Raw genomic sequence first — 20,867 nt, 5'->3', positions numbered from 1 at the left:
NGACTTCAACGGCGACGGCCACACCGACATCATCGCCCGCAAGCCCACCGGCGAGCTCTACCTGTTCACCGGCAACGGCAAGGGCGGGTTCACCTACCCGGCCTACCGCCAGATCAGCAAGGGCTGGCAGGGCCTGGACCGGCTCGTCTCACCCNGGGGACTTCAACGGCGACGGCCACACCGACATCATCGCCCGCAAGCCCACCGGCGAGCTCTACGTCTTCACCGGCACGGGCACCGGCACCTTCACCAGCCCCGCCTACCGGCAGGTCACCAGCGGCTGGCAGGCGTTCGACCGGCTGCTGTCGCCGGGCGACTTCAACGGTGACGGCCACCCGGACGTCATCACCCGCAAGTCCTCCGGTGCGCTCTACCTCTACACCGGCAACGGCAGGGGCGTCTTCACCAGCCCGTCCTACCGGCAGATCGGCAACGGCTGGGGCATCTACGACATCCTCTCGGGCGGCTAGGCACGAACGACGGAGCCACCCCCACGCGACGTCGTGGGGGTGGCTCCGTGGTGTCCGGGGTGCTACGGCGTGGTGGGGTCAGCTCGCGCCGAGCTTGGCGAGGATCATCTCCCGCGCCTTGCCGGCGTCGGCCTGGCCGCGCATCTCCTTCATCACCTGGCCGATGAGCGCGCCGGCAGCCTGGACCTTGCCGTCGCGCACCTTCTGGGCGACGTCGGCGTTGGCCTCGATGACCTTGTCGACCGCCGCCTCGAGGGCGCCGTCGTCCTGGACCAGCTCGAGCCCCCGGGCGTCGGCGACCTCGGTCGGGGTGCCCTCGCCGGCGATGACGCCGTCGAGCACCTGGCGGGCCATCGAGTCGTTGAGCCGGCCCTCGCGGACCAGGCCGTCGAGCTCGGCGATGTGGGCCGGGGTGACGTTGAAGTCCTCGACGGAGCGGCCCTCGGCGTTCGCGCGCCGGGCCAGCTCGCCGGTCCACCACTTGCGGGCGCCGGCGGGGGTGGCGCCCGCTGCGACGGTCTCCTCGATGAGTGCCACGGCGCCCGCGTTCATGACATCGCGCATCTCGAGATCGCTGTAGCCCCAGTCGGACTGGAGGCGCTTGCGACGCTCACCGGGGGGCTCCGGAAGGGTCTGGCGCAGGGCCTCCACCGTCTCGCGCGTCGGGGCGACGGGCACCAGGTCGGGCTCGGGGAAGTAGCGGTAGTCCTCCGCGTCCGACTTCTCGCGGCCACTGGTGGTGACGCCGGTGTCCTCGTGCCAGTGGCGCGTCTCCTGGGTGATCTTCTCGCCGCGGTCGAGGACGGCCGCGTGGCGGGTGATCTCGTAACGGACGGCGCGCTCGACGCTGCGCAGCGAGTTGACGTTCTTGGTCTCGGTGCGCGTGCCCAGCGGCACCGCTGCCTGCTCCTCGCTGGTCGCGTTGCCCACCTTCGGGCGCAGGGAGACGTTGGCGTCGCAGCGCAGCGAGCCCTGCTCCATCTTCACGTCCGAGACGCCGAGGGCGCGCAGCAGCTCGCGCAGCGCGCCGACGTAGGCCTTGGCCACCTCGGGCGCCCGCTCCCCCGCCCCGGTCAGGGGCTTGGTGACGATCTCGATGAGCGGGATACCGGCGCGGTTGTAGTCCACGAGGGAGTACTCGGCGCCGTGGATGCGGCCGGTGGAGCCACCGACGTGCAGCGACTTGCCGGTGTCCTCCTCCATGTGGGCGCGCTCGATCTCGACGCGGTAGGTCGTGCCGTCCTCGAGCTCCACGTCGAGGTGGCCCTCGTAGGCGATGGGCTCGTCGTACTGCGAGGTCTGGAAGTTCTTCGGCATGTCCGGGTAGAAGTAGTTCTTCCGGGCGAACCGGCACCACGACGCGATCTCGCAGTTGAGCGCCAGGCCGATGCGGATGGCCGACTCGACGGCCTTGGCGTTGACGACGGGCAGCGCGCCGGGCAGGCCGAGGCAGACGGGGCAGACCTGGCTGTTGGGCGCGGCGCCGAACTCCGTGGCGCAGCCGCAGAACATCTTGGTCGCGGTGTTGAGCTCGACGTGGACCTCGAGGCCCATGACGGGGTCGTAGCGCTCGAGCGCCTCGTCGTAGTCGACGACGGCCTCGGTGACGGCGGTGGCCATCAGGGTCACGCTCCCTTCGCGGAGAGTTCGGGGGCCCGGGTCAGCAGCGGGGCACCCCAGCGGTCGTTGAGCATCCGCTCGAGGGCCGAGCCCACGCCGTACAGGCGCTGGTCCTGCGTGGCAGGGGCGAGGATCTGGATGCCGGTCGGCAGGCCGTCCTCGTCGGCAAGGCCGCTCGGCAGGGACATGCCGGGGACGCCCGCGAGGTTCGCCGGGATGGTCGCGACGTCCTGGAGGTACATCGACATGGGGTCGTCGAGCTTGTCGCCGAGCTTGAACGCCGTGGTCGGCGCGGTCGGGCTGACCAGCACGTCGACCTTCTCGAACGCGGCCGAGAAGTCGTTGGCGATGAGCCGCCGCACCTTCTGGGCCTGGCCGTAGTAGGCGTCGTAGTAGCCGCTGGACAGGGCGTAGGTGCCGAGGATGATGCGGCGCTTGACCTCGTCGCCGAAGCCGGCGTCGCGCGTCGCCGCCATGACCTGCTCCGCGCTGGGGTCGTCGACCCCCTCCGGCAGGACGCGCAGGCCGTAGCGCATGGCGTCGAACTTGGCGAGGTTGGACGACGCCTCGCTCGGCAGGATCAGGTAGTAGGCGGCGAGCGCGTAGTCGAAGCTAGGGCAGCTCACCTCGACGACCTCGGCCCCGGCCTCCTGCAGCAGGGCGACGGACTCGTCGAACCGCGCGCGGACACCGGCCTGGTAGCCCTCGCCGCCGAGCTCCTTGATGACCCCGACGCGCAGGCCCTTGACCTCGGCCCGGCGGGCGGCCTCGACCACAGCCGGGACCGGCGCGTCGATCGACGTCGAGTCCAGCGGGTCGTGGCCGCCGATGACCGAGTGCAGCAGGGCCGCGTCGAGGACCGTGCGGGTGCACGGGCCGGCCTGGTCGAGGCTCGAGGCGAGCGCGACGAGCCCGTAGCGCGAGACGCCTCCGTAGGTGGGCTTCACGCCGACGGTGCCGGTCACCGAGGCGGGCTGGCGGATCGAGCCACCGGTGTCGGTGCCGATGGCCAGGGGGGCCTCGTACGCCGCGACGACCGCCGACGAGCCACCGCCCGAGCCGCCGGGGATCCGGGTGAGGTCCCACGGGTTGTGGGTGGGCCCGTAGGCGGAGTGCTCGGTGGAGGAGCCCATGGCGAACTCGTCCATGTTGGTCTTGCCGAGGATCGGCATCCCGGCCGCGCGCAGCTTCGCCACGAGCGTCGCGTCGTACGGCGGGACCCAGCCCTCGAGGATCTTCGAGCCGCACGTGGTCGGCAGGCCCTTGGTGGCCATGACGTCCTTGACGGCGATGGGCACGCCGGCGAGGACGTGGACCTCCTCGCCGGAGGCGCGGCGCTGGTCGACCTCGCGGGCGGCGGCGAGCGCCCCCTCGCCGTCGACGTGGAGGTAGGCGTGCACGTCGCCGTCGACCGCGGCGATGCGGTCGAGGTGGGCCTGCACGACCTCCACGGAGCTGAGCTCCCCGGAGTCGAGGGCGTGGGCGAGCTCAGCGGCGCTGGAGCGGGTGATGTCGGGGTTCACGAGTGGGGGTCCTTCGTCGGTCGCGAGGGCGCGAGTCGGTCGCGGCGTGGCGCGAGGCGGGTGCGGGTGCGGGTGCGGCGTGGACGCCGCTCAGTCCTCCGCGAGGATGCGCGGCACGGAGAACCGCTGCTGGTCCTGCTGCGGCGCGCCCGCGAGGGCGGCCTCGGCACCGAGGGAGGGGCGGACCTCGTCGGGCCGGGTGACGTTGGTGAGCGGCAGCGGGTGCGACATCGGCTCGATGTCCCCTGCCGCCACCTCCTGCACCTTGGCGACGGATTCGAGGATGACGCCGAGCTCCCCGACCATGCGGTCGAGCTCGGCGTCGGAGAGGTCGATGCGGGCGAGGCCGGCGAGGTGGGCGACGTCGTCCCGGGACAGTGCGGACATGGGGGCCAGTCTAGGGGCGACCCCAGCACGGTCCTGCCCCGCGGCCGTCCGCTTCGTCGGTGCTCGCCCCGGTTCGTCACCGGGCGTCCGGGTCGTCCCCGCCGTGGCACGATGTCCGCGGCACCACGGACCGGCCGTGGGCAGGTCCGGCAGGAGACAGATGCGCGCGGTGGCGAAGGTGGCCCTCCACGGCAGCGACTGGGTGGGCGTCGCCCTCACCGTGGCGATCCTCGCGCTCGTGCTGGGCGTGACCGCCTGGGTCGAGCTCGTCGTGTGGCGCGCCGTCGTCCGCGCGGTGCGGGCCCGGGACCCGTGGCAGCCGTTCCTGCCCGACGAGCTCGGCCGCTACCCGTTCGCGAACGGCCGCTGGTCCTCGCTGCGCGCGACGGAGCGTCGCGGCGCCCTCGCCCTCGCGTGGAGGTGGGTCTTCACGGCCCTGGTCGTGCTCACCGACTGGTTCGTGCTGGGCGTGCTCGTGTGGTTCTTCTGGCGCTGGATCCTGCCGAACCTCTGAGCGACCTCCGAGCGGCCTCTGAGCGACCTAGGCCGGCGCGACGACCTGCGCGCCGCGCGGCCTACTGCTCCTCGTCGTCCTTCTCGGGCACCTGCTCGCGCGCGTTGTTGAAGATCCAGTCGCGGACGTTGTAGGGCAGGTCCTCCTTGGCGTCGTGGAGGTTGCGGCGGCCGGTGTTGCGGACCGTCTCGGGGAACGTCGCCCGGTGGTCCCCCGGCGGGTCGGCCGGGTCGTGGGGAGGCCGCGGCCGGTCGGGGCTCCCCGGGGCGCGGTGGCGACCGGTGGGCGGGGCCTCGTTGGGGCGGATCTTGCCGAGCATGGACTTGATCTGGCGCAGGCCGTCCTTGAGGAGGGCCACGAGGCGCTCGAGCTCGCGGCTGGAGCTGACCAGGGCGTCGATCTTCGTCGAGCAGCGCCCCACCACCGAGGCGACGCGGGTGCTGGCCTGCTCGACGACCAGCGGCGTGGCCAGGCCCAGGCTCAGGGCGAGCTCCGCGGCGTAGCTGATCAGGGCGCCGACGAGCTCGGACAGGACGTCGCGCACGAACCCGTGGACGAAGCCGACCAGCGCGGCCGCGGCCTCGAGCGAGCCGGCCACGCCGTCGCACTCCTGCTTCATGGTGTCGGTGACGGCCTTGAGCTTGCGCGCCTCGCCCCGGTAGGCGGCGACGGCGGCACCTGACATCAGGCCCAGGTCGGCGTCGAGGCGGTGGATGAGGCTGTCGGAGACGGAGACGAGCTGGGAGGCGACGTTGCTCCACGTGCCGGCGTAGGCGGCGACACCCTCGGGGTTGCCGGCCAGGTCGTCGAACCAGCCCTTGATCGGCTCCAGGTGGTCGATGAGGAAGCCCAGACCAGCGGCGATGAGGCTGCCGAGCGGGTCGGAGACGGTCGCCGCCAGGTCCAGGGCCGTCGAGACGGTCCCCAGACCCGCGGAGACCCAGTCGCCGTTGGCAAGCGAGTCGCACGTGCCCACCACGCTGTCGAGCAGTCCGGCGCCGGAGAACGCCCCGCGCTCCTCCTCACCCGCGACCAGCGACGCGGGCCCGATCTGGGTCTGTCCCATCAGTACACGTCCTTCATGGTGAACGTGACCGACTCGTCGTCGTGGTCGTACTGGCGCGCCACCGAGCGCAGCGCCTCGGCGGCGGAGGCGAACTCCTCCTGCAGCTTCCCGAGGGTCTCGTGGTGGGCCTCTCGCTGTCCCGTGAACACCTCGGCGAGCCAGCCGACGATCTTGCCGAAGTCGTCGCCGCCGAGCGTCGTGCCCGTGGCCGACGAGCACCGCTGCAGGTCGTCGGCGAGGAAGTCCACGGACTTCGCGTGCTCGCGAAGGGTGTCGGTGTCTACGTCGATGGCCATGCTGGTTCCCCCTGCGGTGTGGCTGTGGTGTGGCGGTATGGCGTCGTGGTGCGGTTGTGGTGGTGCGGTGGAGCTAGCGGGTACCGGGTGGTGCGCGCCCGGCGGCGGTCGGGCTCAGCGGCCCCAGTTGATGTCGGCGCCCGGCAGCCCCCGGCTCGGCGCGTCCGGGTCCTCGAGGGACCCGAAGCGACCGGTCACCTCGGCCCGCATGCGGTCGGTCGTGCTGGACTCGGCGCCCCACTCCTGCTCGGAGGCCTCCATGACCTTGCGCCCCACGTCGCGCTGGGCCGCCTTGACCGCCTCGACGACCAGGGCCGCCACCTCACGCCCCCCGCGCTGCGCGGCCTGGTCGGAGACCTCGAGGTCGACCAGCATCCCCGACACCTCGACGGTGGCACTGACGGCTCCGCGGTCGGCGCTGCCGTGGCCGCGCAGGGCGTCGATCTCCTGCCTCCAGGCTGTGGCGCGGCGGGCCTTCTCGATCGCCTCCTGCGTCTGGCGGGCGATGGTCTCGCGGGCGGCGTCGGCCGACGAGTAGTCCGGAATGGTCCCCATGGTGGACGAAGGTAGCGCAGCGGACAGTTGGGGCCAACGGTGAGAACTCCCCATCCCGGCGACCCCCTCCGGTGTCTACGATCGAGCCATGTCCAGCGACCTGCGTCGTCCCTCCCGCACCGAGCGCGTCGTGGTGCGGACGCCCTGGCCGCTGCTGTGGATCGGTGGCCCGGCCGCCGCCGCCCTGTGGGTGGGCATGCTGGCCGCAGTCCGGCTTGCCGTCACGGAGGGCGACTGGATGGCGCCCTTCCGCGGGTCGGGCATCGGGGCCGTCGGCAGCGTCATCGGCTGGCTCATCGTGGCCGTGCTGCTCGTGGTGCTGCCCGTGGGCGTCTGGTACGCCGCGTCGTACCGCGAGGTCCTCGACGCCGACGGCGTGCGCCTGCGGGTGGGGCGCCGCCGCACCGACACCCCCCGGGAGCAGGTCGTCTCGGTCCACTACGTCGGGGCCTCCTCGGTCGACGGCCGCCAGCGGCCGTCCCGGGTCTTCGTCATGGCGCAGGGGCAGAAGCAGCCGGTGGCCCGGTTCACCGCTCGCGACCGGGGGTGGGAGCGTGCCGTCGGCGTCCTGGCGCAGTGGCTCATGGAGCGGCCCGAGCTCGCCGCCGACGCCCGCACCCGCGACTTCTTCGCACCCCATCTCGGCGACCGGTCCTGACGACCGGTCCTGCGGCGCCCGGCCCTGCGCCGAGGTGACGGATCCCTCCGCCGACGTGACGGATCGCTCATGTCGGCAGGGCGGTCGACGGACCTAGGCTGGGCGCATGAACGCGCTGCCGACCGAGCTCTTCACCGCCATCGACCACGTGGGGATCGCGGTCGCCGACCTCGACGCGGCCGTCGTCTTCTACCGCGACACCTACGGCATGAGGCTCGCCCACGAAGAGGTCAACGAGGAGCAGGGTGTCCGCGAGGCGATGATGGCGGTCGGCGACAGCGGCTCCCACATCCAGCTGCTGGCCCCACTCTCCCCCGAGTCCACCATCGCCAGGTTCCTCGACCGCTCGGGCCCCGGCGTCCAGCAGGTCGCCTACCGCGTCGAGGACCTCGAGGACGTCAGCGCCGTGCTGCGCGACCGCGGGCTGCGCCTCCTCTACGACGAGCCGCGCCGTGGCACGTCCAACAGCAGGGTCAACTTCATCCACCCCAAGGACGCAGGCGGGGTGCTCGTCGAGCTCGTCGAGCCCGCCCACGAGACGCACTGAGCCCGTCCGCCCGCGCGGGCGCCAGCGCTGCGGCCGGGTGAGGTAGGTCACCGCGTGACCGGAGTCTCACTGCCCGTCGAACTGCCTTACCCAGCAGTAGTTTCGGCCGCAGCCGAGCAGTGACGCCGACGACGCCGAGGAGCCACATCCCATGCAGGACATCCGCGACGCCATCCTCTCCGGGGACCGCACCGAGCAGACGTACGCCGCCCTCCCCCTCCCCGAGTCCTACCGTGCCGTGACCGTGCACAAGGACGAGGTGGGCATGTTCGAGGGCATGGCGACCAAGGAGAAGGACCCGCGCAGGTCGCTGCACCTCGACGAGGTGCCGGTCCCAGATCTCGCACCGGGCGAGGCGCTCGTCGCCGTCATGGCCAGCGCGATCAACTACAACACCGTCTGGACCTCGATCTTCGAGCCGGTCTCGACCTTCGGCTTCCTGGAGCGCTACGGCCGCACCTCGGAGTTCGCCAAGCGGCACGACCTGCCCTACCACGTGGTCGGTTCCGACCTGGCCGGCGTCGTGCTGCGCACCGGTCCCGGCGTCACCAAGTGGAAGGCCGGCACCGAGGTCGTCGCCCACTGCCTCTCGGTGGAGCTCGAGGACGCCGAGGGCCACAACGACACGATGCTCGACCCGCAGCAGCGCATCTGGGGCTTCGAGACGAACTTCGGTGGCCTCGCCGAGCTCGCCATCGTCAAGGCCAACCAGCTGATGCCCAAGCCCGCCCACCTGTCGTGGGAGGAGGCGGCGTCTCCCGGCCTGGTCAACTCCACGGCATACCGCCAGCTGGTCTCCACCAACGGTGCCCACATGAAGCTCGGCGACCGCGTCCTCATCTGGGGCGCTTCCGGCGGCCTGGGGTCCTACGCGACGCAGATGGCCCTGGCCGGCGGCGCGACCCCGGTGTGCGTCGTCTCCTCGCCCGAGAAGGCGCAGATCTGCCGCGACATGGGCGCCGAGCTGATCATCGACCGCAGCGCCGAGGGCTACGCCTTCTGGAACGAGGAGGGCACCGCGCAGAACCCTCGTGAGTGGCAGCGGCTGGGCAAGAAGATCCGTGAGCTCACCGGCGGGTACGACGTCGACATCGTCTTCGAGCACCCGGGCCGTGAGACCTTCGGTGCCAGCGTGTACGTGGCGCGCAAGGGCGGCACCATCGTCACCTGCGCGTCGACCTCGGGCTACATGCACGAGTACGACAACCGCTACCTGTGGATGAACCTCAAGCGGATCGTGTCCTCGCACTTCGCCAACTACCGCGAGGCGTGGGAGGCCAACGAGCTCATCAACCGCGGGCTGATCCACCCGACCCTGTCGAAGACCTACTCGATGGAAGAGGTCGGGCAGGCCGCGCTCGACGTCCACCGCAACGCCCACCAGGGCAAGGTCGGCGTGCTGACCCTCGCCCCCGAGGAGGGGCTCGGCGTCACGGACCCCGAGAAGCGTGCGCGTCTGCTCCCGCAGATCAACCGGTTCCGCAACGCCTGACGCCGAGTCGTCACCTCGGCGCGCGCCTGCGGTGGCATAGGGTCGGGACATGTCGGTGCTTGATCGGTGGCGCGAGTTCCGGCGCACCCAGCGTGAGGCCCTGCGGGCGAGCAACCACCCGCACCGCGACGCCCCCAACGGTTCGTCCTCCGTCACCGACGTCCTCGCCGAGGTGCTGCCCGGCCTGCGCCCGTCCTCCCAGGGGGGCCAGTCCCCGGGCGAGGCGCCGGCAGCGGTCGACGGCGCGGGTCAGGGCGCCGGACAGGGCACCGGCACCTCCGCGCCCGCCGTCGAGGAGCTGGACACGACCGGCACCGAGGGGGCGGCGGCCGGCGCCAGCACGCGGTACGGCATGGCCGGACGCCCCCTCAACCGGCAGTCCCCCTTCTACATGGGCTTCGTCGGGGCGCTCGGGGTCCTGGCCGCGCTGCTGCTCTGGCACACCCTCGGCCGGCTCACGACGGTCCTGACGATCCTCGTCATCTCCTTCTTCCTCACCCTGACCCTCAACCCGGTGGTCGAGACGCTCACCCGGCGAGGGGTCAAGCGCGGCGGCGCCGTGGCCATCGTGTTCGCCGGTCTCGTGGTCGTCTTCGCGCTGCTCGGCGTCGTCGTGGTGCCGCCCGTCATCACCCAGGGCGGACAGCTCGTCGCGCAGGCGCCGGACTGGCTCGACCAGGTCCTCAAGAGCCACTGGGTCCAGGACCTCGACCAGCACTACGACCTGGTCGACAAGATCCAGAGCGAGTTCAACAAGCGCATCACCGACAGCGGCTTCCTCGGCTCGGTCTTCGGCGGCGTGCTGGGGGTCGGCGCCGCGGTCGTCACGGGCATCTTCCAGGCGTTCACCGTCCTCGTCCTGACCCTCTTCCTGCTCGCCTCCCTGCCGCGCGTCAAGCAGGCGGCGTATGCCGTCGTGCCGGCCTCGCGCCGCCCGCGCGTCGTGTCGCTCTCCGAGGAGATCATGCGGCGGACCGGGTCCTACGCCATCGGCCAGGTCGCCGTGGCCACGGTCAACGCGTTCTGCTCCTGGATCATGATGACCATCGTCGGGATCCCGTATGCCGCCGTGCTCGCCGTGTCGGTCGGCTTCCTGGGCCTGGTCCCCATGGTGGGAGCCACGCTCGGCGCCTCGGTCGTGTGCCTCGTGGCGGTCTTCGACGAGCCGCGCAAGATGTTCATCGCGCTCGCCTACTACGTCATCTACCAGCAGATCGAGAACTACGTCGTGGCGCCGAAGGTCATGCAGCGCACGGTCTCGGTGCCCGGCGCCGTGACGGTCGTGGCCGCCCTGGCCGGCGGCACCCTGCTCGGGGTGCTCGGCGCCCTGCTGGCCATCCCCGTGGCCGCGGGACTGCTGCTGCTCTACGAAGAGGTCCTCCTCCCCCGCCAGCGTCGCCACTGAGCCGGCGGCGAGGGCGGACGCCCGGTCACCCCGCCCCGCGGCCTGCGGCGTCCGAACAGCTCGGACCAGCGCACCCGGTGGCCGGTGATCACGAGCGCGCGCCGGTACACGGCAGCGCCGGCCCCGACGAGCAGCACCGCCGTCGCGGCCGTGAGCACCATCGCGGCGGCCAGCTGCCACACCGGGACCTGGCCGCCCGACCACCGGATCGGCATCGCCATCGGCGCGCTCAGCGGGAACAGGGAGATGGCCGTGCTCCACCCGCTCGACGGGTCGCCCGTCACCACCATGATGCTCAGGAGGTACCCGAGCACGAGCACCGTGGTGACCGGTGCGACGGCAGCGCTGGCCTCCGTCACCTTGTCCACCAGCGCTGCCGACGCGGCGAACAGGAACGCGTAGAGCCCGAAGCCCAGCACGAACCAGACGACGCCGAGCGCGAGGTCCCCGCTGGCCACGGCCGGCAGCCCCACGTAGCCGAGCCGCACCGCGACGGCGAGCGGCGTCCCGAGCACGAGCAGCTGGGCCAGCGTGGCGGCACCGACCGCCGACACGGTCCCGACCAGGACCTGGCTGGGCCGGAGCACGGCGAGCAGCACCTCGGAGACCCGGGTCGACTTCTCGACCGCGACGGCCGTGGCGATCGTGCTGCCCGCGAACGTGATCGCGAGGTAGAGCGCGATACCGACCCCGAAGCCGACGGCGGCCCGCTCGGTGCTGTCGGGCCGGCCGACCACCACCTGCGGGGGCGGCCGCACCGCGGCGACCGAGGCGATCTGGGCGGGCGTCAGGCCTGCGCCACGCAGGCGCGCGGTGACCTCGACGGAGGCGACCGCCTGCGCGACGACCGCGGGGAACGTCTGTGCCACCCCGGGCCCGGTGTAGAGGCTGCCGTCGGCGAGCCCAGCGGTGGCGTCGCCGTCCCGGACGGCGGCCCGGACCGCGGCCGGCGTGTCGCGCGGGGCGTAGTCCACCGAGTAGCCGCCCTGGCCTGCGGCCGCCTGCAGGGCGGCGCGCAACGGCGACGGCGCCACGCCCACCGTGGCGAGCGTGTAGTGGGTGGGGCCGGCGAGCACGAGCCGGGGCACCACGACCGCGGCCGCCGAGGCGAGCAGCAGGACCGCCGTGATGATCCGGTAGGCGCGCGAGCGGAAGGTCTCCAGGAGGATGCGCTCGGCGACCAGGGCGGTCCCCCGCCACCAGGTCACCGGACGACCTCCCGGGCGGGTGCCGCGGACACCGCGGCCAGGAACAGCTCGGAGAGCGTGGGCAGCTCGAGGCCGAAGTCGAGCACCGGTCCGCAGGCACGGGCGGCGTCGAGCACCCGTAGCGGGTCGACCTGCGGCGGCACGGTGAGCCGCAGGTCGTCGGCGTGGTCGCTGACCACCTCGACGCCCTCGAACGCCTGCACCCAGCCCCGCTGGGCTGAGGCCAGCTGCAGCCGCAGCCGTCGCTGCCCCGAGGCGGCGCGCAGCCCCGACACCGACCCCGCCAGCACCGTGCGGCCGCGGTCGACCATGACGATGTCCTCGCACAGGTCCTGCACGAGGTCGAGCTGGTGGCTGGAGAAGAGGACGAGGCACCCGTCGTCGGCGCGTCGCCGCAGCATCGCCGAGAGCTGCTCGACCGCCACGGGGTCGAGGCCGGCGAACGGCTCGTCGAGCACCACGACCTCCGGGCCGTGCGCGAGCGCGGCAGCGAGCTGGAGCCGCTGCTGCATACCGCCGGACAGCCGGTCGGTGCGCTCGTCCCACCGGTCGCCGAGCTCGAGCTCCTCGAGCAGCTCGCGAGCGCGGCGCGTGGCCTCCTCGCGTGGGAGCCCGTGCAGGCGGCCGAAGTGCACGAGCTGCGCACCGGCGGTCATCGCCGGGTACAGCCCACGCTCCTGCGGCATGTAGCCCCAGCTGCGCCGGTCGTGGACGTCCTCCAGGCGCCGGCCGTCGAGCCATACCTCGCCACCGTCGGCGGGCAGCACACCGAGCAGGATGCGCATCAGCGTGGTCTTGCCGGCGCCGTTGGGACCCAGGAGGCCGGTCAGGCGCCCCGCCGGCACCTCGCAGGTGACGCCGTCGAGCGCCACGCGGTCGCCGAAGGCGTGCACCACGCGGTCGACCCGCAGCCCGTCCGACACCCGTCCACCGTCACCCCGTGGAGCCGGCCTCCCCAGAGGCGAACGTCCCAGCCGGGGACGACCGGGTCAGCGGTAGGAGCCGGTCGTGTGCCGCCGCTCGCGCGCCTGCCAGCACGTGGTGTGCCAGTGGCGCCGGTCGTCGAGACCACCGATGCCCTCGGCCGGCCAGGCGACGACGTGCGGAGTCCCCATGGCGATGTCCTGCTGGCAGCCCGGGCACCGGTAGGCCCTGCTGGAGGAGGCACCGGTGACCCGCCGCACGAACCACTCCGTGCCGCCGTACGACTCGCGCCGCGTGAGCCGGCCGACGGCGCGGTCGACGTTCAGCGGGACGTCGTCGCGGCGGCGCCGGTTGGCTCGGGGCATTCCCCGATTCTCGCAGAGCCCTCTCGGGGCGCGCCGTCAGGCGTAGGTGCGGAAGCCGCGTCCGGTCTTGCGCCCCAGGTAGCCGGCGGTGACCAGGTGCTCGAGCAGGGGCGCCGGGGCGAACCCACGCTCGCGGAACTCGAGGTAGAGCTCGCGCTGGATGGCCAGGGCGACGTCGAGTCCCACCACGTCGAGCAGCTCGAAGGGACCCATGGGCAGGCCGCACCCGGTCTTCATCGCGGTGTCGATGTCGTCGGCCGTGGCGTAGCTGGCCTCGAGCATCTTCACGGCGTCGTTGAGGTAGGGGAAGAGCAGCGCGTTGACGATGACCCCCGACCGGTCGCCGCACGTCACCACGTGCTTGCCGACGCGGGCGCAGACCTCCTGCGCGGTGGCCACCACCTCGGGCGCGGTCGAGACGGTGTGCACCACCTCGACGAGCTTCATCACCTGGGCCGGGTTGAAGAAGTGCATGCCGACGACGTCCTGCGGACGGCTGGTCGCCGCAGCGCACTCGACCACCGGCAGCGAGGACGTGGTGGTCGCGAGGACCGCACCGGGCTTGCAGATCTCGTCGAGGTTCTCGAAGAGCGCCCGCTTGACCGCGAGGTCCTCCACGACCGCCTCGATGACCAGGTCGACGGTCGCCAGGTCCTCAAGGGACGTGGAGCCGGTGAGGTGGGTGAGCGCCTCGTCGCGGTCCTCCTGGGTGAGCTTGCCGCGCTGGACGGCCTTCTCGAGCGACTTGGTGACGGCGGCGGTCACGGCGTCGACCTTGGGCTGGCTGCGGGTGACGTAGGTGACGTCGAACCCGGCCTTGGCGAACACCTCGACGATGCCGGTCGCCATGGTCCCCGACCCCACGACACCGACGGTGCGCACGGTACGGGTGGCCACGTGGGTCCCCCCGGCGGTGGCCGGGCTGAGGGCGTCGTCCACGAGCTGGGAGCTGCCCGGCTCGGCATACGTGTAGAAGCCGCGGCCGCTCTTGCGGCCCTTGAGGCCGGCGCTGACCATCTGCTTGAGGATCGGGCTCGGCGCGTGCAGGCGGTCGCGGCCCTGCTTGTACATCGTGTCGAGGATCTCGTAGGCGGTGTCCAGGCCGATGAGGTCCATGAGGGCGAGCGGGCCCATCGGGTAGCCGCAGCCGAGCTTCATGGCGGCGTCGATGTCCTCGCGGCTCGCGTAGCGGCTCTCGTACATCGCGACGGCGTGGTTGAGGTAGCCGAACAGCAGCGCGTTGGCGATGAAGCCGGCCTTGTCGCCGACGACGACCGGCTGCTTGCCGAGGCGCTGGGCGAGGGCCTTGACGTCCTCGAAGACCTCGTCCTCGGTGACGACCGTGCGGATGACCTCGACGAACTGCAGCACCGGGGCCGGGTTGAAGAAGTGCATGCCCACGACCCGCTTGGGGTTGCTCGTGGCGACGGCGATCTCGGTGACCGACAGGGAGGAGGTGTTGGTCGCCAGGATCGCGTCGGGACCGACCACGGCGTCGAGCTTGGCGAAGACCTCCTTCTTGAGGTCCAGGTGCTCGGGCACCGCCTCGATGACGAGCTGGCAGTCGGCCACGTCGTCCATGCTCGAGGTGAAGTGCACCCGCGAGTGCAGCGCCGCCTGGTCGTCGATCGAGAGCTTGCCGCGGGAGACGGCCCGGTCCGTCGAGTGCTGCAGGACGCCGCGGCCCTTCTCGACCGCCGCCTCGTCGACCTCGATCGCGACGACGTCGATGCCGTTGCGGGCGAACACCTCCACGATGCCTGCACCCATGGTGCCGAGACCGACGACAGCGACCTTGCTGAACTCACGAGCCATGCGGCGCAGTCTGTCAGAGGCAGTTCGCCGCGTGGACCCCCTGCCGGGGTGACGGTCGCCACCCGCGCACCGGCACACGACGAGCGGGAGGGTCCTCTGTCACCGGCCGGCGCACGCGCTCACCACTCGTGGCCGGCCCCGATGAGCGCCGTCTCGAGGTCGAAGCGCTGCTCACGCGACAACCCCCGGATGGCGGTGGGCACCGGCACGTCGACGGCCCGGCAGTAGTCGCGCAGGGCGTGGTCGTAGGCCAGCCGGGCGGCCATGAGCCGCTCGGCCTTGTTGGGCAGGTCCGACTGGTCGACGGTGCGCACGTGCCCCGCCAGCCGGCTGACCTCGAGGGCGAGCAGGACCGGTGGCAGCGGCTCGTGCCGGGGCCTTCGCCGGGCCACCGCGCGCTCGAGTCGGTCGAGCAGCGGGCGCAGCAGGCGGGGGGCCCTGCCGGTGTTGACCCAGCGCAGCACGGCGATGCCGGTGGCGACGACGATGGCCAGCCCGGCGACGTTGCCCAGCAGGATCAGCATGGGTGCTCACCTCACCTCAGGTTCGAGTGTGCGCCCGCCCCCTCGTCGATGCAATGAGGTCCTGGTCACGACCACGTCACCGTCCGCCGTAGAGTTGCGCCTCGTGCGACTGGTGATTGCGACGTGCTCGGTGGACTACGACGGGCGGCTGTCCGCCCACCTCCCCCTCGCGACCAGGCTCCTCCTGGTCAAGGCCGACGGCTCGGTCCTGGTGCACAGCGACGGCGGCTCCTACAAGCCGCTCAACTGGATGTCACCGCCGTGCGCCATGGCTGAGGTCACCCCGGAGGAGCACGAGGCCGAGCAGGGCGTGCAGACGGTCTGGCAGGTCCAGCACGCCAAGTCCGAGGACCGCCTGCGCGTCCTCATCCACGAGGTGCTGCACGACTCCTCCCACCAGCTCGGGGTCGACCCGGGCCTGGTCAAGGACGGCGTGGAGGCCCACCTGCAGAAGCTCCTGGCCGAGCACATCCACACCCTCGGCGAGGGCTGGTCGCTGGTGCGACGCGAGTACATGACCGCCATCGGCCCGGTCGACATCCTGTGCCGTGACGCCGGGGGCGCGTCGGTGGCGGTCGAGATCAAGCGGCGCGGAGACATCGACGGCGTCGAGCAGCTGACCCGCTACCTCGAGCTCATGAACCGCGACCCGCACCTGGCCCCCGTCACCGGGATCTTCGCGGCGCAGGAGATCAAGCCGCAGGCGCGCACGCTGGCCACCGACCGCGGCATCCGCTGCGTCACCCTCGACTACGACGCGCTGCGCGGCATCGACGACACGACGACCCGCCTCTTCTGAGCCGCGGCCACCCGGCCGGCGCAGGCCGGCCCCCCGACCCGGCGCTGGCCGGCCACCCGCCGGTCGCCGTCCATCGGGCTCCGACGCTCAGACGACGGCGCGGTCGCTCGACCCCGGCCACGACGGCACCCGGAAGCCGTCCCCGTCGACCTCGACCTCGGCGATCCCGCAGTTGGGCAGGAACGCCTGCTCGACCAGGTCCGCGCGCACGACTCCCCCGATGCGCGGGAGGACGAACGACATGACGCCGCCGTGGCTGAAGACCAGCACCGTCTCCCCACGGTGCAGGTCCGCGATCGACTGCAGCGCCTCCCGGTAGCGCGCCACGACCTCGGCGCCGGTCTCGCCGCCCGGGATGAACCGGCCGAGGTCGCCGTGCATCCAGGCGCGGAAGACCGAGGCCAGCTCGTGGTCGTCGTGCGGCCGCCCGGCGAGCGCCCCGACGGAGAACTCCGCGAGCCCGTCGACGGCCACGCTGTCCACCCCCAGGACCTCCGCGGCGAGGCAGCCGGACTCGACCGCACGCTGGAGGACGCTGGTGTAGACGCGGGCGACCCGCCGGTCCCGCAGCGACGCCGCGAGGTCGCGCACCTGCTCGCGGCCCCGGTCGCTGAGCCAGCCGCCCTCGTCGGAGAGCACCGAGGGGTGCCCGTACTCGGCGTCACCGTGGCGGGCGACGAGCAGCGTTGCGGGACAGTGGAGGTCGCTCACGGACCGAGGGTATGCCGCCGGGCCGGGTGAGGGGGTCGTTCGGCGTCAGCACCGCGGTGGGCCGGGTCGGGGCCGGCGCCGGCGCCGGCGCGCGCCCTGACGGTTCAGGCCTCGCGGGCGACGCTGCCCAGGAAGGCGTGCAGCCGGGCGAGCAGCCGGTCCACCTGGTCCTCCAGCGACAGCGACTCCTGCATCCGTGCGCCCGGCCCTGCGCTGCGCAGCCCACGCAGGTAGAGCGAGCAGGCGAGGTCGCTGCACAGGTAGGTGCCGACCGAGTTGCCCAGCTGCCCCGACCGTCCCGCCCGTCGCGCCGTCATCAGCGCCACGCCGTCACCGGGGTGCGTCGTCAGGCACACCGCGCACATGTTGCGGCGGCGTCGTCCGGCCGAGGAGTCGGCGAGCCGCAGTGCGACCCCCGTGGCCGACCCGCCGTCCGGGACCACGAGGTAGGCGCGCTGGGGTGCAGCAGGGTCGCGCCAGCCGAGGAAGTCGAGGTCGGCCCACGGCCGCGAGGTCAGGTCCTTGGGCAGGACCAGGCGCTTGGACTCGCCCTTGGTGGCGTTGACGAACGACGTCCTGATCTGGGTCTCGGTCAGCTCCTGCATACTAGGTACTATAGGTGAAAACCTAGAACCCCTAGTTTATGGAGCGACATGGCGCGGGCAGGCATCACCCCGGAGCGGCTCACGGTGGCCGCGGCCGACCTCGCCGACGAGGTCGGCTTCGAGGCCATCAGCCTGGCGGCACTCGCCCGGGGCCTGGGCGTCAAGGACGCCAGCCTCTACTCCCACGTCGCGGGCCTGGGGGACCTGCGCACCCGGGTCACCGTCCTTGCGCTCGCCGAGCTCGCCGACCTGCTCGCGGACGCCGTGGCGGGCCTCGCAGGCAAGGACGCCCTGAAGGCCTTCGCGACGACGTACCGGCACTATGCGCTCGCCCACCCCGGTCGCTACACCGCGATGCAGCAGGAGCTCGACCCCGCCACGCTCGCCGCCAGCGCCGCGCCCCGGCACGGCGAGCTCGTGCGGGCCGTGCTGCGCGGGTACGGCCTGGCCGACCCGGACGAGACCGATGCCGCGCGACTCGTGCTGTCCACCGTCTACGGGTTCCTCGGCCTGGAGACCTCGGGCGGCTTCAGCCACCACCCCCGCGACCTCGGGACGTCGTTCGAGCGCTCGCTCGACGCCCTGGACCACGCGCTGCGCAGCTGGGCCTAGCGCAGGGCGAGCAGCTCGAGCAGGCGGGCCGCCTCGGCCCGCACCGCAGCCCTGGCCGGCGCGAGGTACTTGCGGCTGTCGACGAGGTCCGGGTCGGCGGCCAGCGCCCGACGCACCTCGGCGGTGAAGACGCTGCTGAGGTGCGTGGCGATGTTGACCTTGGTCATGCCGGCCCGGACCGCGGCGACGAGGCCCTCGTCCGGCACGCCCGACGAGCCGTGGAGCACCAGCGGTACCGGGACCGCCTCCCGGATCGCAGCGACCAGCTCGAGGTCGAGTGCTGCAGTGCGCTCGGTCATCGCGTGCGAGGAGCCGACAGCCACGGCGAGCGCGTCGACCCCCGTGTCCAGTGCGAACTGTCGCGCGTCCTCGGGCCGGGTGCGCACCCCCGGTGCGTGCACGCCGTCCTTGCCGCCGATCTCGCCGAGCTCCGCCTCGACGTCGACCCCGCGGTCGTGGCAGCGAGCGACCACCTCCCGGGTCGTGGAACGGTTGGTGGCGTCGTCGAGCCGTGACCCGTCGAACATCACGGAGGTGAAGCCGAGGTCGAGCGCCTCGTGCACCAGGTCCACCGAGACCGCGTGGTCGAGGTGCAGGACGACGGGTACGGTCGCCCGCTCAGCCAGGGTCCGCGTGGCCAGGGCGATCGGGGCCAGGGAACCGTGGAAGCGCACGGCGTTCTCGCTGACCTGGAGCACCACCGGGAGGCCGGTGTCCTCCGCCGCCCCGACCAGTGCCTCGGCGTGCTCGAGGTGCACGACGTTGTATGCCGCGAGCCCCCGGTCCGCGGCGCGAGCCTGCTCGAGCGATTCCCTGAGCGGTACGAGCACTGTTCAGCTCCCTGTCGTCTCGACGCGCACGGCGGCGCGCAGGCGGTCGATGTCGGCGGGGTCGACGACGCCCGCGGTGGGTTGCAGCACCGCCGCGGCGGACCAGGCCACGGCGTCACGCAGGCACTCGTCCCACGCTGTTCCCCTGGCCAGCCCGGCTGCGATCGCTGCCACGGCGGCGTCGCCGGCGCCGGTGGGGTTGCCGCGCAGGTGCTCCCCCAGGCCGGCTCGCACGACCGTTCCGTCCGGAGCAACCGCCAGGACGCCCTCGGCGCCCAGCGAGACCACGACGTGACGAGCGCCCTTGCGCTGCAGCGCCTTTGCGCCCTCCAAGGGATCCTGCACGCCGGTCGCCTCGCGGAGCTCGTGCACGTTGGGCTTCACCACGTCGGGGCCCGCCGCGAGGGCACCGAGGAGCGCGGCGCGGGAGGCGTCGACCACGACGGGTAGCCCGGCGTCGTGCGCGACCCGGGTCAGGTCGGCGTAGGCGTGGTCGGCGAAGGATGGCGCTCCGTCGGCGCCCGGGTGGGACCCCTCGCTGCGAGCTGGCGGCAGGCTGCCCGACGCGACCAGCACCCGCACCGGGTGCTGGTCGACGAGGTCGGCCACGTGCTGGACCAGCGCCGACCACGCCTCGACCGGCCACGCCGCGCCGGGCTCGTTGAACGCCGTGGCATCACCGTCCGCCAGGCTGACGACGGTCGTCGTGCGCCGCGTGGGGGCGCAGGACCGGGCAAAGCGGTGGGTGACTCCGCGGGCGTCGAGGTCGGCCCGCAGCTGCTCCCCCGCCGGTCCGCCGACCGCACCGGTGGCGAGCACCGGCACCGCGCAGCACCGCAGGACCCCGGCGACGTTGAGCCCCTTGCCCCCGGCCACCTCGCGCACCGCCAGCACGCGGTGGCTGGCGTGGGGCACCAGCCGCTCGACGTCGTAGGTCACGTCGAGGGCCGGGTTGGGGGTGACGGTGAGCACCACACCGGGCTCGTCCGGTGCGACGTTCATGCGAGGTCCCAGGCGAGGCAGGCCGCCCCGAGGCAGCCGGCCCGGTCGCCGAGCATCGGTCGCTCGATGCGCGGCATCCGCTGGAACGTCAGCCGGCCGCGGACCGCGGTGCGCAACGGCCCGAGCAGGGTCTCCCCGCTCTCGGCCAGGCCTCCCCCCACGAGCACCAGGTCGACACCCGTCAGGGTCACGGCCGCGGTCACCGCAGTCGCGAGAGCCTCGACAGCGACCTCCCAGACCTGTTGCGCCGCCACGTCGCCCGCATCGACGAGGGCCGCGAGCTCCTCCGCAGAGACCCGTCCCCCAGGTCCTGGTGGCGTGGCGGCCACCGCAGCGTACGCGCGCTCGACGGCAGCCGCGGACGCGACGGCCTCCAGGCACCCGCGAGCCCCGCAGCCGCACTCAGGGCCCCCGGGGTCGACGACGACGTGCCCCAGCTCGCCCGCGTAGCCGTCGGCGAGCAGGACGTGCCCGTCGACCATGAGGGCGCCCGCGATGCCCGTGCCCACCGGGACGAACAGGACGTGCCGGTCGTCGCGGGCGGCGCCCAGCCTGGCCTCTGCCACCAGTCCCGCGCGGACGTCGTGGCCGAGGGCGACCGGCAGCCCGAGCCGCGCGGAGAGCGGCGCGCCGACGGGCAGGTCGCGCCAGCCGAGGTTGGCCGACCAGCGGGCGACCCCCCGCTCGTCGTCGACGAGCCCGGGGACGACCACCCCGCAGGCGACGACCTGCTGCACTGCCCCCTGCGCGGCCAGCAGGTCGCGCACGACCTGCTCCACGTGCTGCACCAGGACGCCCGGGAGCGCACAGTCTGTCGGTGTCGGCACCGTCGTCGAGACGACCTCGCGGCCGTCGCGCGCCACGAGCGCCGCCTTGGTGCGGGTGCCGCCCACGTCCACGGCGGCGACCACGTCGGTCGCTGCGTCGTGCGGGTCCACC

24 protein-coding genes and 1 pseudogene are annotated in these 20,867 nt (G+C 72.8%); 9 read left to right on the top strand and 16 right to left on the bottom strand.

The window, feature by feature from the left end:
• Window position 1: 1 nt before the first annotated feature.
• Window positions 2–154: pseudogene (locus tag ASG70_RS20375) on the top strand (FG-GAP repeat domain-containing protein); the annotation flags it as partial.
• 1 nt (window position 155) lies between these two features.
• The coding region (locus ASG70_RS19935; RefSeq protein ID WP_162253910.1) for a VCBS repeat-containing protein at window positions 156–470 on the top strand (315 nt) is incomplete at its 5' end.
• 78 nt (window positions 471–548) lie between these two features.
• Here ASG70_RS19935 and gatB read toward each other — a convergent pair.
• From gatB to gatC, 3 genes are all read right to left on the bottom strand, one after another.
• Window positions 549–2,090 (bottom strand): Asp-tRNA(Asn)/Glu-tRNA(Gln) amidotransferase subunit GatB, encoded by a 1,542-nt coding sequence (gene gatB, locus ASG70_RS09405; RefSeq protein ID WP_056884110.1) that lies wholly within the window; start codon window positions 2,088–2,090, stop codon window positions 549–551.
• 5 nt (window positions 2,091–2,095) lie between these two features.
• Window positions 2,096–3,613: an Asp-tRNA(Asn)/Glu-tRNA(Gln) amidotransferase subunit GatA gene (gene gatA, locus ASG70_RS09400; protein WP_056883565.1), complete on the bottom strand. Its 1,518-nt coding sequence runs from the start codon at window positions 3,611–3,613 to the stop codon at window positions 2,096–2,098.
• Window positions 3,614–3,703: 90 nt separating this feature from the next.
• Window positions 3,704–4,000, bottom strand: a complete 297-nt coding sequence (gatC, locus tag ASG70_RS09395) for an Asp-tRNA(Asn)/Glu-tRNA(Gln) amidotransferase subunit GatC (RefSeq protein WP_056883564.1) — start codon at window positions 3,998–4,000, stop codon at window positions 3,704–3,706.
• A gap of 160 nt (window positions 4,001–4,160) precedes the next feature.
• On the opposite strand from gatC, the gene ASG70_RS09390 reads away from it, so the two are divergent.
• Window positions 4,161–4,514, top strand: coding sequence for a hypothetical protein (locus tag ASG70_RS09390; RefSeq protein ID WP_056883563.1), 354 nt, complete (start codon window positions 4,161–4,163; stop codon window positions 4,512–4,514).
• A gap of 61 nt (window positions 4,515–4,575) precedes the next feature.
• Here ASG70_RS09390 and ASG70_RS09385 read toward each other — a convergent pair whose 3' ends face one another.
• The 3 genes from ASG70_RS09385 to ASG70_RS09375 all read right to left on the bottom strand — a co-directional run bounded on the left by ASG70_RS09385 (window position 4,576) and on the right by ASG70_RS09375 (window position 6,431).
• On the bottom strand, window positions 4,576–5,580 hold the full coding sequence (locus ASG70_RS09385) for a WXG100 family type VII secretion target (RefSeq protein WP_056883562.1): 1,005 nt from the start codon (window positions 5,578–5,580) through the stop codon (window positions 4,576–4,578).
• Window positions 5,580–5,876, bottom strand: a complete 297-nt coding sequence (locus tag ASG70_RS09380; RefSeq protein ID WP_056883561.1) for a type VII secretion target — start codon at window positions 5,874–5,876, stop codon at window positions 5,580–5,582. The genes ASG70_RS09385 and ASG70_RS09380 overlap by 1 nt, the downstream gene beginning before the upstream one ends.
• Window positions 5,877–5,990: 114 nt before the next feature.
• Complete coding sequence (locus tag ASG70_RS09375; protein WP_056883560.1) at window positions 5,991–6,431, bottom strand: YbaB/EbfC family nucleoid-associated protein; 441 nt, start codon at window positions 6,429–6,431, stop codon at window positions 5,991–5,993.
• Between the two features lie 88 nt (window positions 6,432–6,519).
• Here ASG70_RS09375 and ASG70_RS09370 point away from each other — a divergent pair, with 88 nt between their 5' ends.
• The 4 genes from ASG70_RS09370 (at window position 6,520) to ASG70_RS09355 (ending at window position 10,533) form a co-directional block, all read left to right on the top strand.
• Complete coding sequence (locus tag ASG70_RS09370; protein ID WP_056883559.1) at window positions 6,520–7,089, top strand: hypothetical protein; 570 nt, start codon at window positions 6,520–6,522, stop codon at window positions 7,087–7,089.
• A gap of 106 nt (window positions 7,090–7,195) precedes the next feature.
• Entirely contained in the window at window positions 7,196–7,636 is a 441-nt protein-coding gene (gene mce, locus ASG70_RS09365) for a methylmalonyl-CoA epimerase (protein ID WP_056883558.1), read from the top strand.
• 151 nt (window positions 7,637–7,787) lie between these two features.
• Complete coding sequence (gene ccrA, locus ASG70_RS09360) at window positions 7,788–9,128, top strand: crotonyl-CoA carboxylase/reductase (protein ID WP_056883557.1); 1,341 nt, start codon at window positions 7,788–7,790, stop codon at window positions 9,126–9,128.
• A 49-nt stretch (window positions 9,129–9,177) separates the two neighbouring features.
• Entirely contained in the window at window positions 9,178–10,533 is a 1,356-nt protein-coding gene (locus tag ASG70_RS09355) for an AI-2E family transporter (RefSeq protein WP_056883556.1), read from the top strand.
• Here ASG70_RS09355 and ASG70_RS09350 read toward each other — a convergent pair.
• From ASG70_RS09350 to ASG70_RS09330, 5 genes are all read right to left on the bottom strand, one after another.
• The gene (locus ASG70_RS09350; protein WP_056883555.1) at window positions 10,494–11,741 is read right to left on the bottom strand and encodes an ABC transporter permease; all 1,248 of its coding nucleotides are present in this window, start codon (window positions 11,739–11,741) and stop codon (window positions 10,494–10,496) included. The genes ASG70_RS09355 and ASG70_RS09350 overlap by 40 nt on opposite strands.
• Window positions 11,738–12,664, bottom strand: coding sequence for an ABC transporter ATP-binding protein (locus ASG70_RS09345; RefSeq protein ID WP_056883554.1), 927 nt, complete (start codon window positions 12,662–12,664; stop codon window positions 11,738–11,740). The genes ASG70_RS09350 and ASG70_RS09345 overlap by 4 nt, the downstream gene beginning before the upstream one ends.
• 66 nt (window positions 12,665–12,730) lie before the next feature.
• A complete protein-coding gene (locus ASG70_RS09340) occupies window positions 12,731–13,030 on the bottom strand; it encodes a hypothetical protein (protein WP_056883553.1) in 300 nt (99 codons plus the stop codon).
• A gap of 36 nt (window positions 13,031–13,066) precedes the next feature.
• Window positions 13,067–14,845, bottom strand: a complete 1,779-nt coding sequence (locus ASG70_RS09335) for a 3-hydroxyacyl-CoA dehydrogenase family protein (protein WP_056883552.1) — start codon at window positions 14,843–14,845, stop codon at window positions 13,067–13,069.
• A 119-nt stretch (window positions 14,846–14,964) separates the two neighbouring features.
• Window positions 14,965–15,369: a hypothetical protein gene (locus ASG70_RS09330; protein WP_056883551.1), complete on the bottom strand. Its 405-nt coding sequence runs from the start codon at window positions 15,367–15,369 to the stop codon at window positions 14,965–14,967.
• 103 nt (window positions 15,370–15,472) lie between these two features.
• On the opposite strand from ASG70_RS09330, the gene nucS reads away from it, so the two are divergent.
• Window positions 15,473–16,168, top strand: a complete 696-nt coding sequence (nucS, locus tag ASG70_RS09325; RefSeq protein WP_056884109.1) for an endonuclease NucS — start codon at window positions 15,473–15,475, stop codon at window positions 16,166–16,168.
• An 87-nt stretch (window positions 16,169–16,255) separates the two neighbouring features.
• Here the strand turns inward: nucS and ASG70_RS09320 are convergent, their stop codons facing one another.
• Window positions 16,256–16,879: a histidine phosphatase family protein gene (locus ASG70_RS09320; protein ID WP_056883550.1), complete on the bottom strand. Its 624-nt coding sequence runs from the start codon at window positions 16,877–16,879 to the stop codon at window positions 16,256–16,258.
• A gap of 104 nt (window positions 16,880–16,983) precedes the next feature.
• Window positions 16,984–17,484 (bottom strand): FBP domain-containing protein, encoded by a 501-nt coding sequence (locus ASG70_RS09315; RefSeq protein ID WP_056883549.1) that lies wholly within the window; start codon window positions 17,482–17,484, stop codon window positions 16,984–16,986.
• Between the two features lie 48 nt (window positions 17,485–17,532).
• Here ASG70_RS09315 and ASG70_RS09310 point away from each other — a divergent pair, with 48 nt between their 5' ends.
• Window positions 17,533–18,096: a TetR/AcrR family transcriptional regulator gene (locus ASG70_RS09310; protein WP_056883548.1), complete on the top strand. Its 564-nt coding sequence runs from the start codon at window positions 17,533–17,535 to the stop codon at window positions 18,094–18,096.
• On the opposite strand, the gene ASG70_RS09305 is transcribed toward ASG70_RS09310, so the two are convergent.
• From ASG70_RS09305 to ASG70_RS09295, 3 genes are read right to left on the bottom strand one after another with little or no spacing between them, the layout of a single operon-like run.
• On the bottom strand, window positions 18,093–18,926 hold the full coding sequence (locus ASG70_RS09305; protein ID WP_056883547.1) for a class II fructose-bisphosphate aldolase: 834 nt from the start codon (window positions 18,924–18,926) through the stop codon (window positions 18,093–18,095). The two genes, ASG70_RS09310 and ASG70_RS09305, sit on opposite strands and share 4 nt — an antisense overlap.
• Window positions 18,927–18,929: 3 nt before the next feature.
• Window positions 18,930–19,928 (bottom strand): 1-phosphofructokinase family hexose kinase, encoded by a 999-nt coding sequence (locus tag ASG70_RS09300; protein ID WP_235531424.1) that lies wholly within the window; start codon window positions 19,926–19,928, stop codon window positions 18,930–18,932.
• Complete coding sequence (locus ASG70_RS09295) at window positions 19,925–20,866, bottom strand: ROK family protein (RefSeq protein ID WP_056883546.1); 942 nt, start codon at window positions 20,864–20,866, stop codon at window positions 19,925–19,927. The genes ASG70_RS09300 and ASG70_RS09295 overlap by 4 nt, the downstream gene beginning before the upstream one ends.
• Window position 20,867: the final 1 nt, after the last annotated feature.

It is taken from the genome of Phycicoccus sp. Soil748, from assembly GCF_001428025.1.
Lineage (GTDB): Bacteria > Actinomycetota > Actinomycetes > Actinomycetales > Dermatophilaceae > Pedococcus.
The sequence above is the reverse complement of the archived record's forward strand: the minus strand, read 5'-3'. Positions and strand labels throughout refer to the sequence as shown.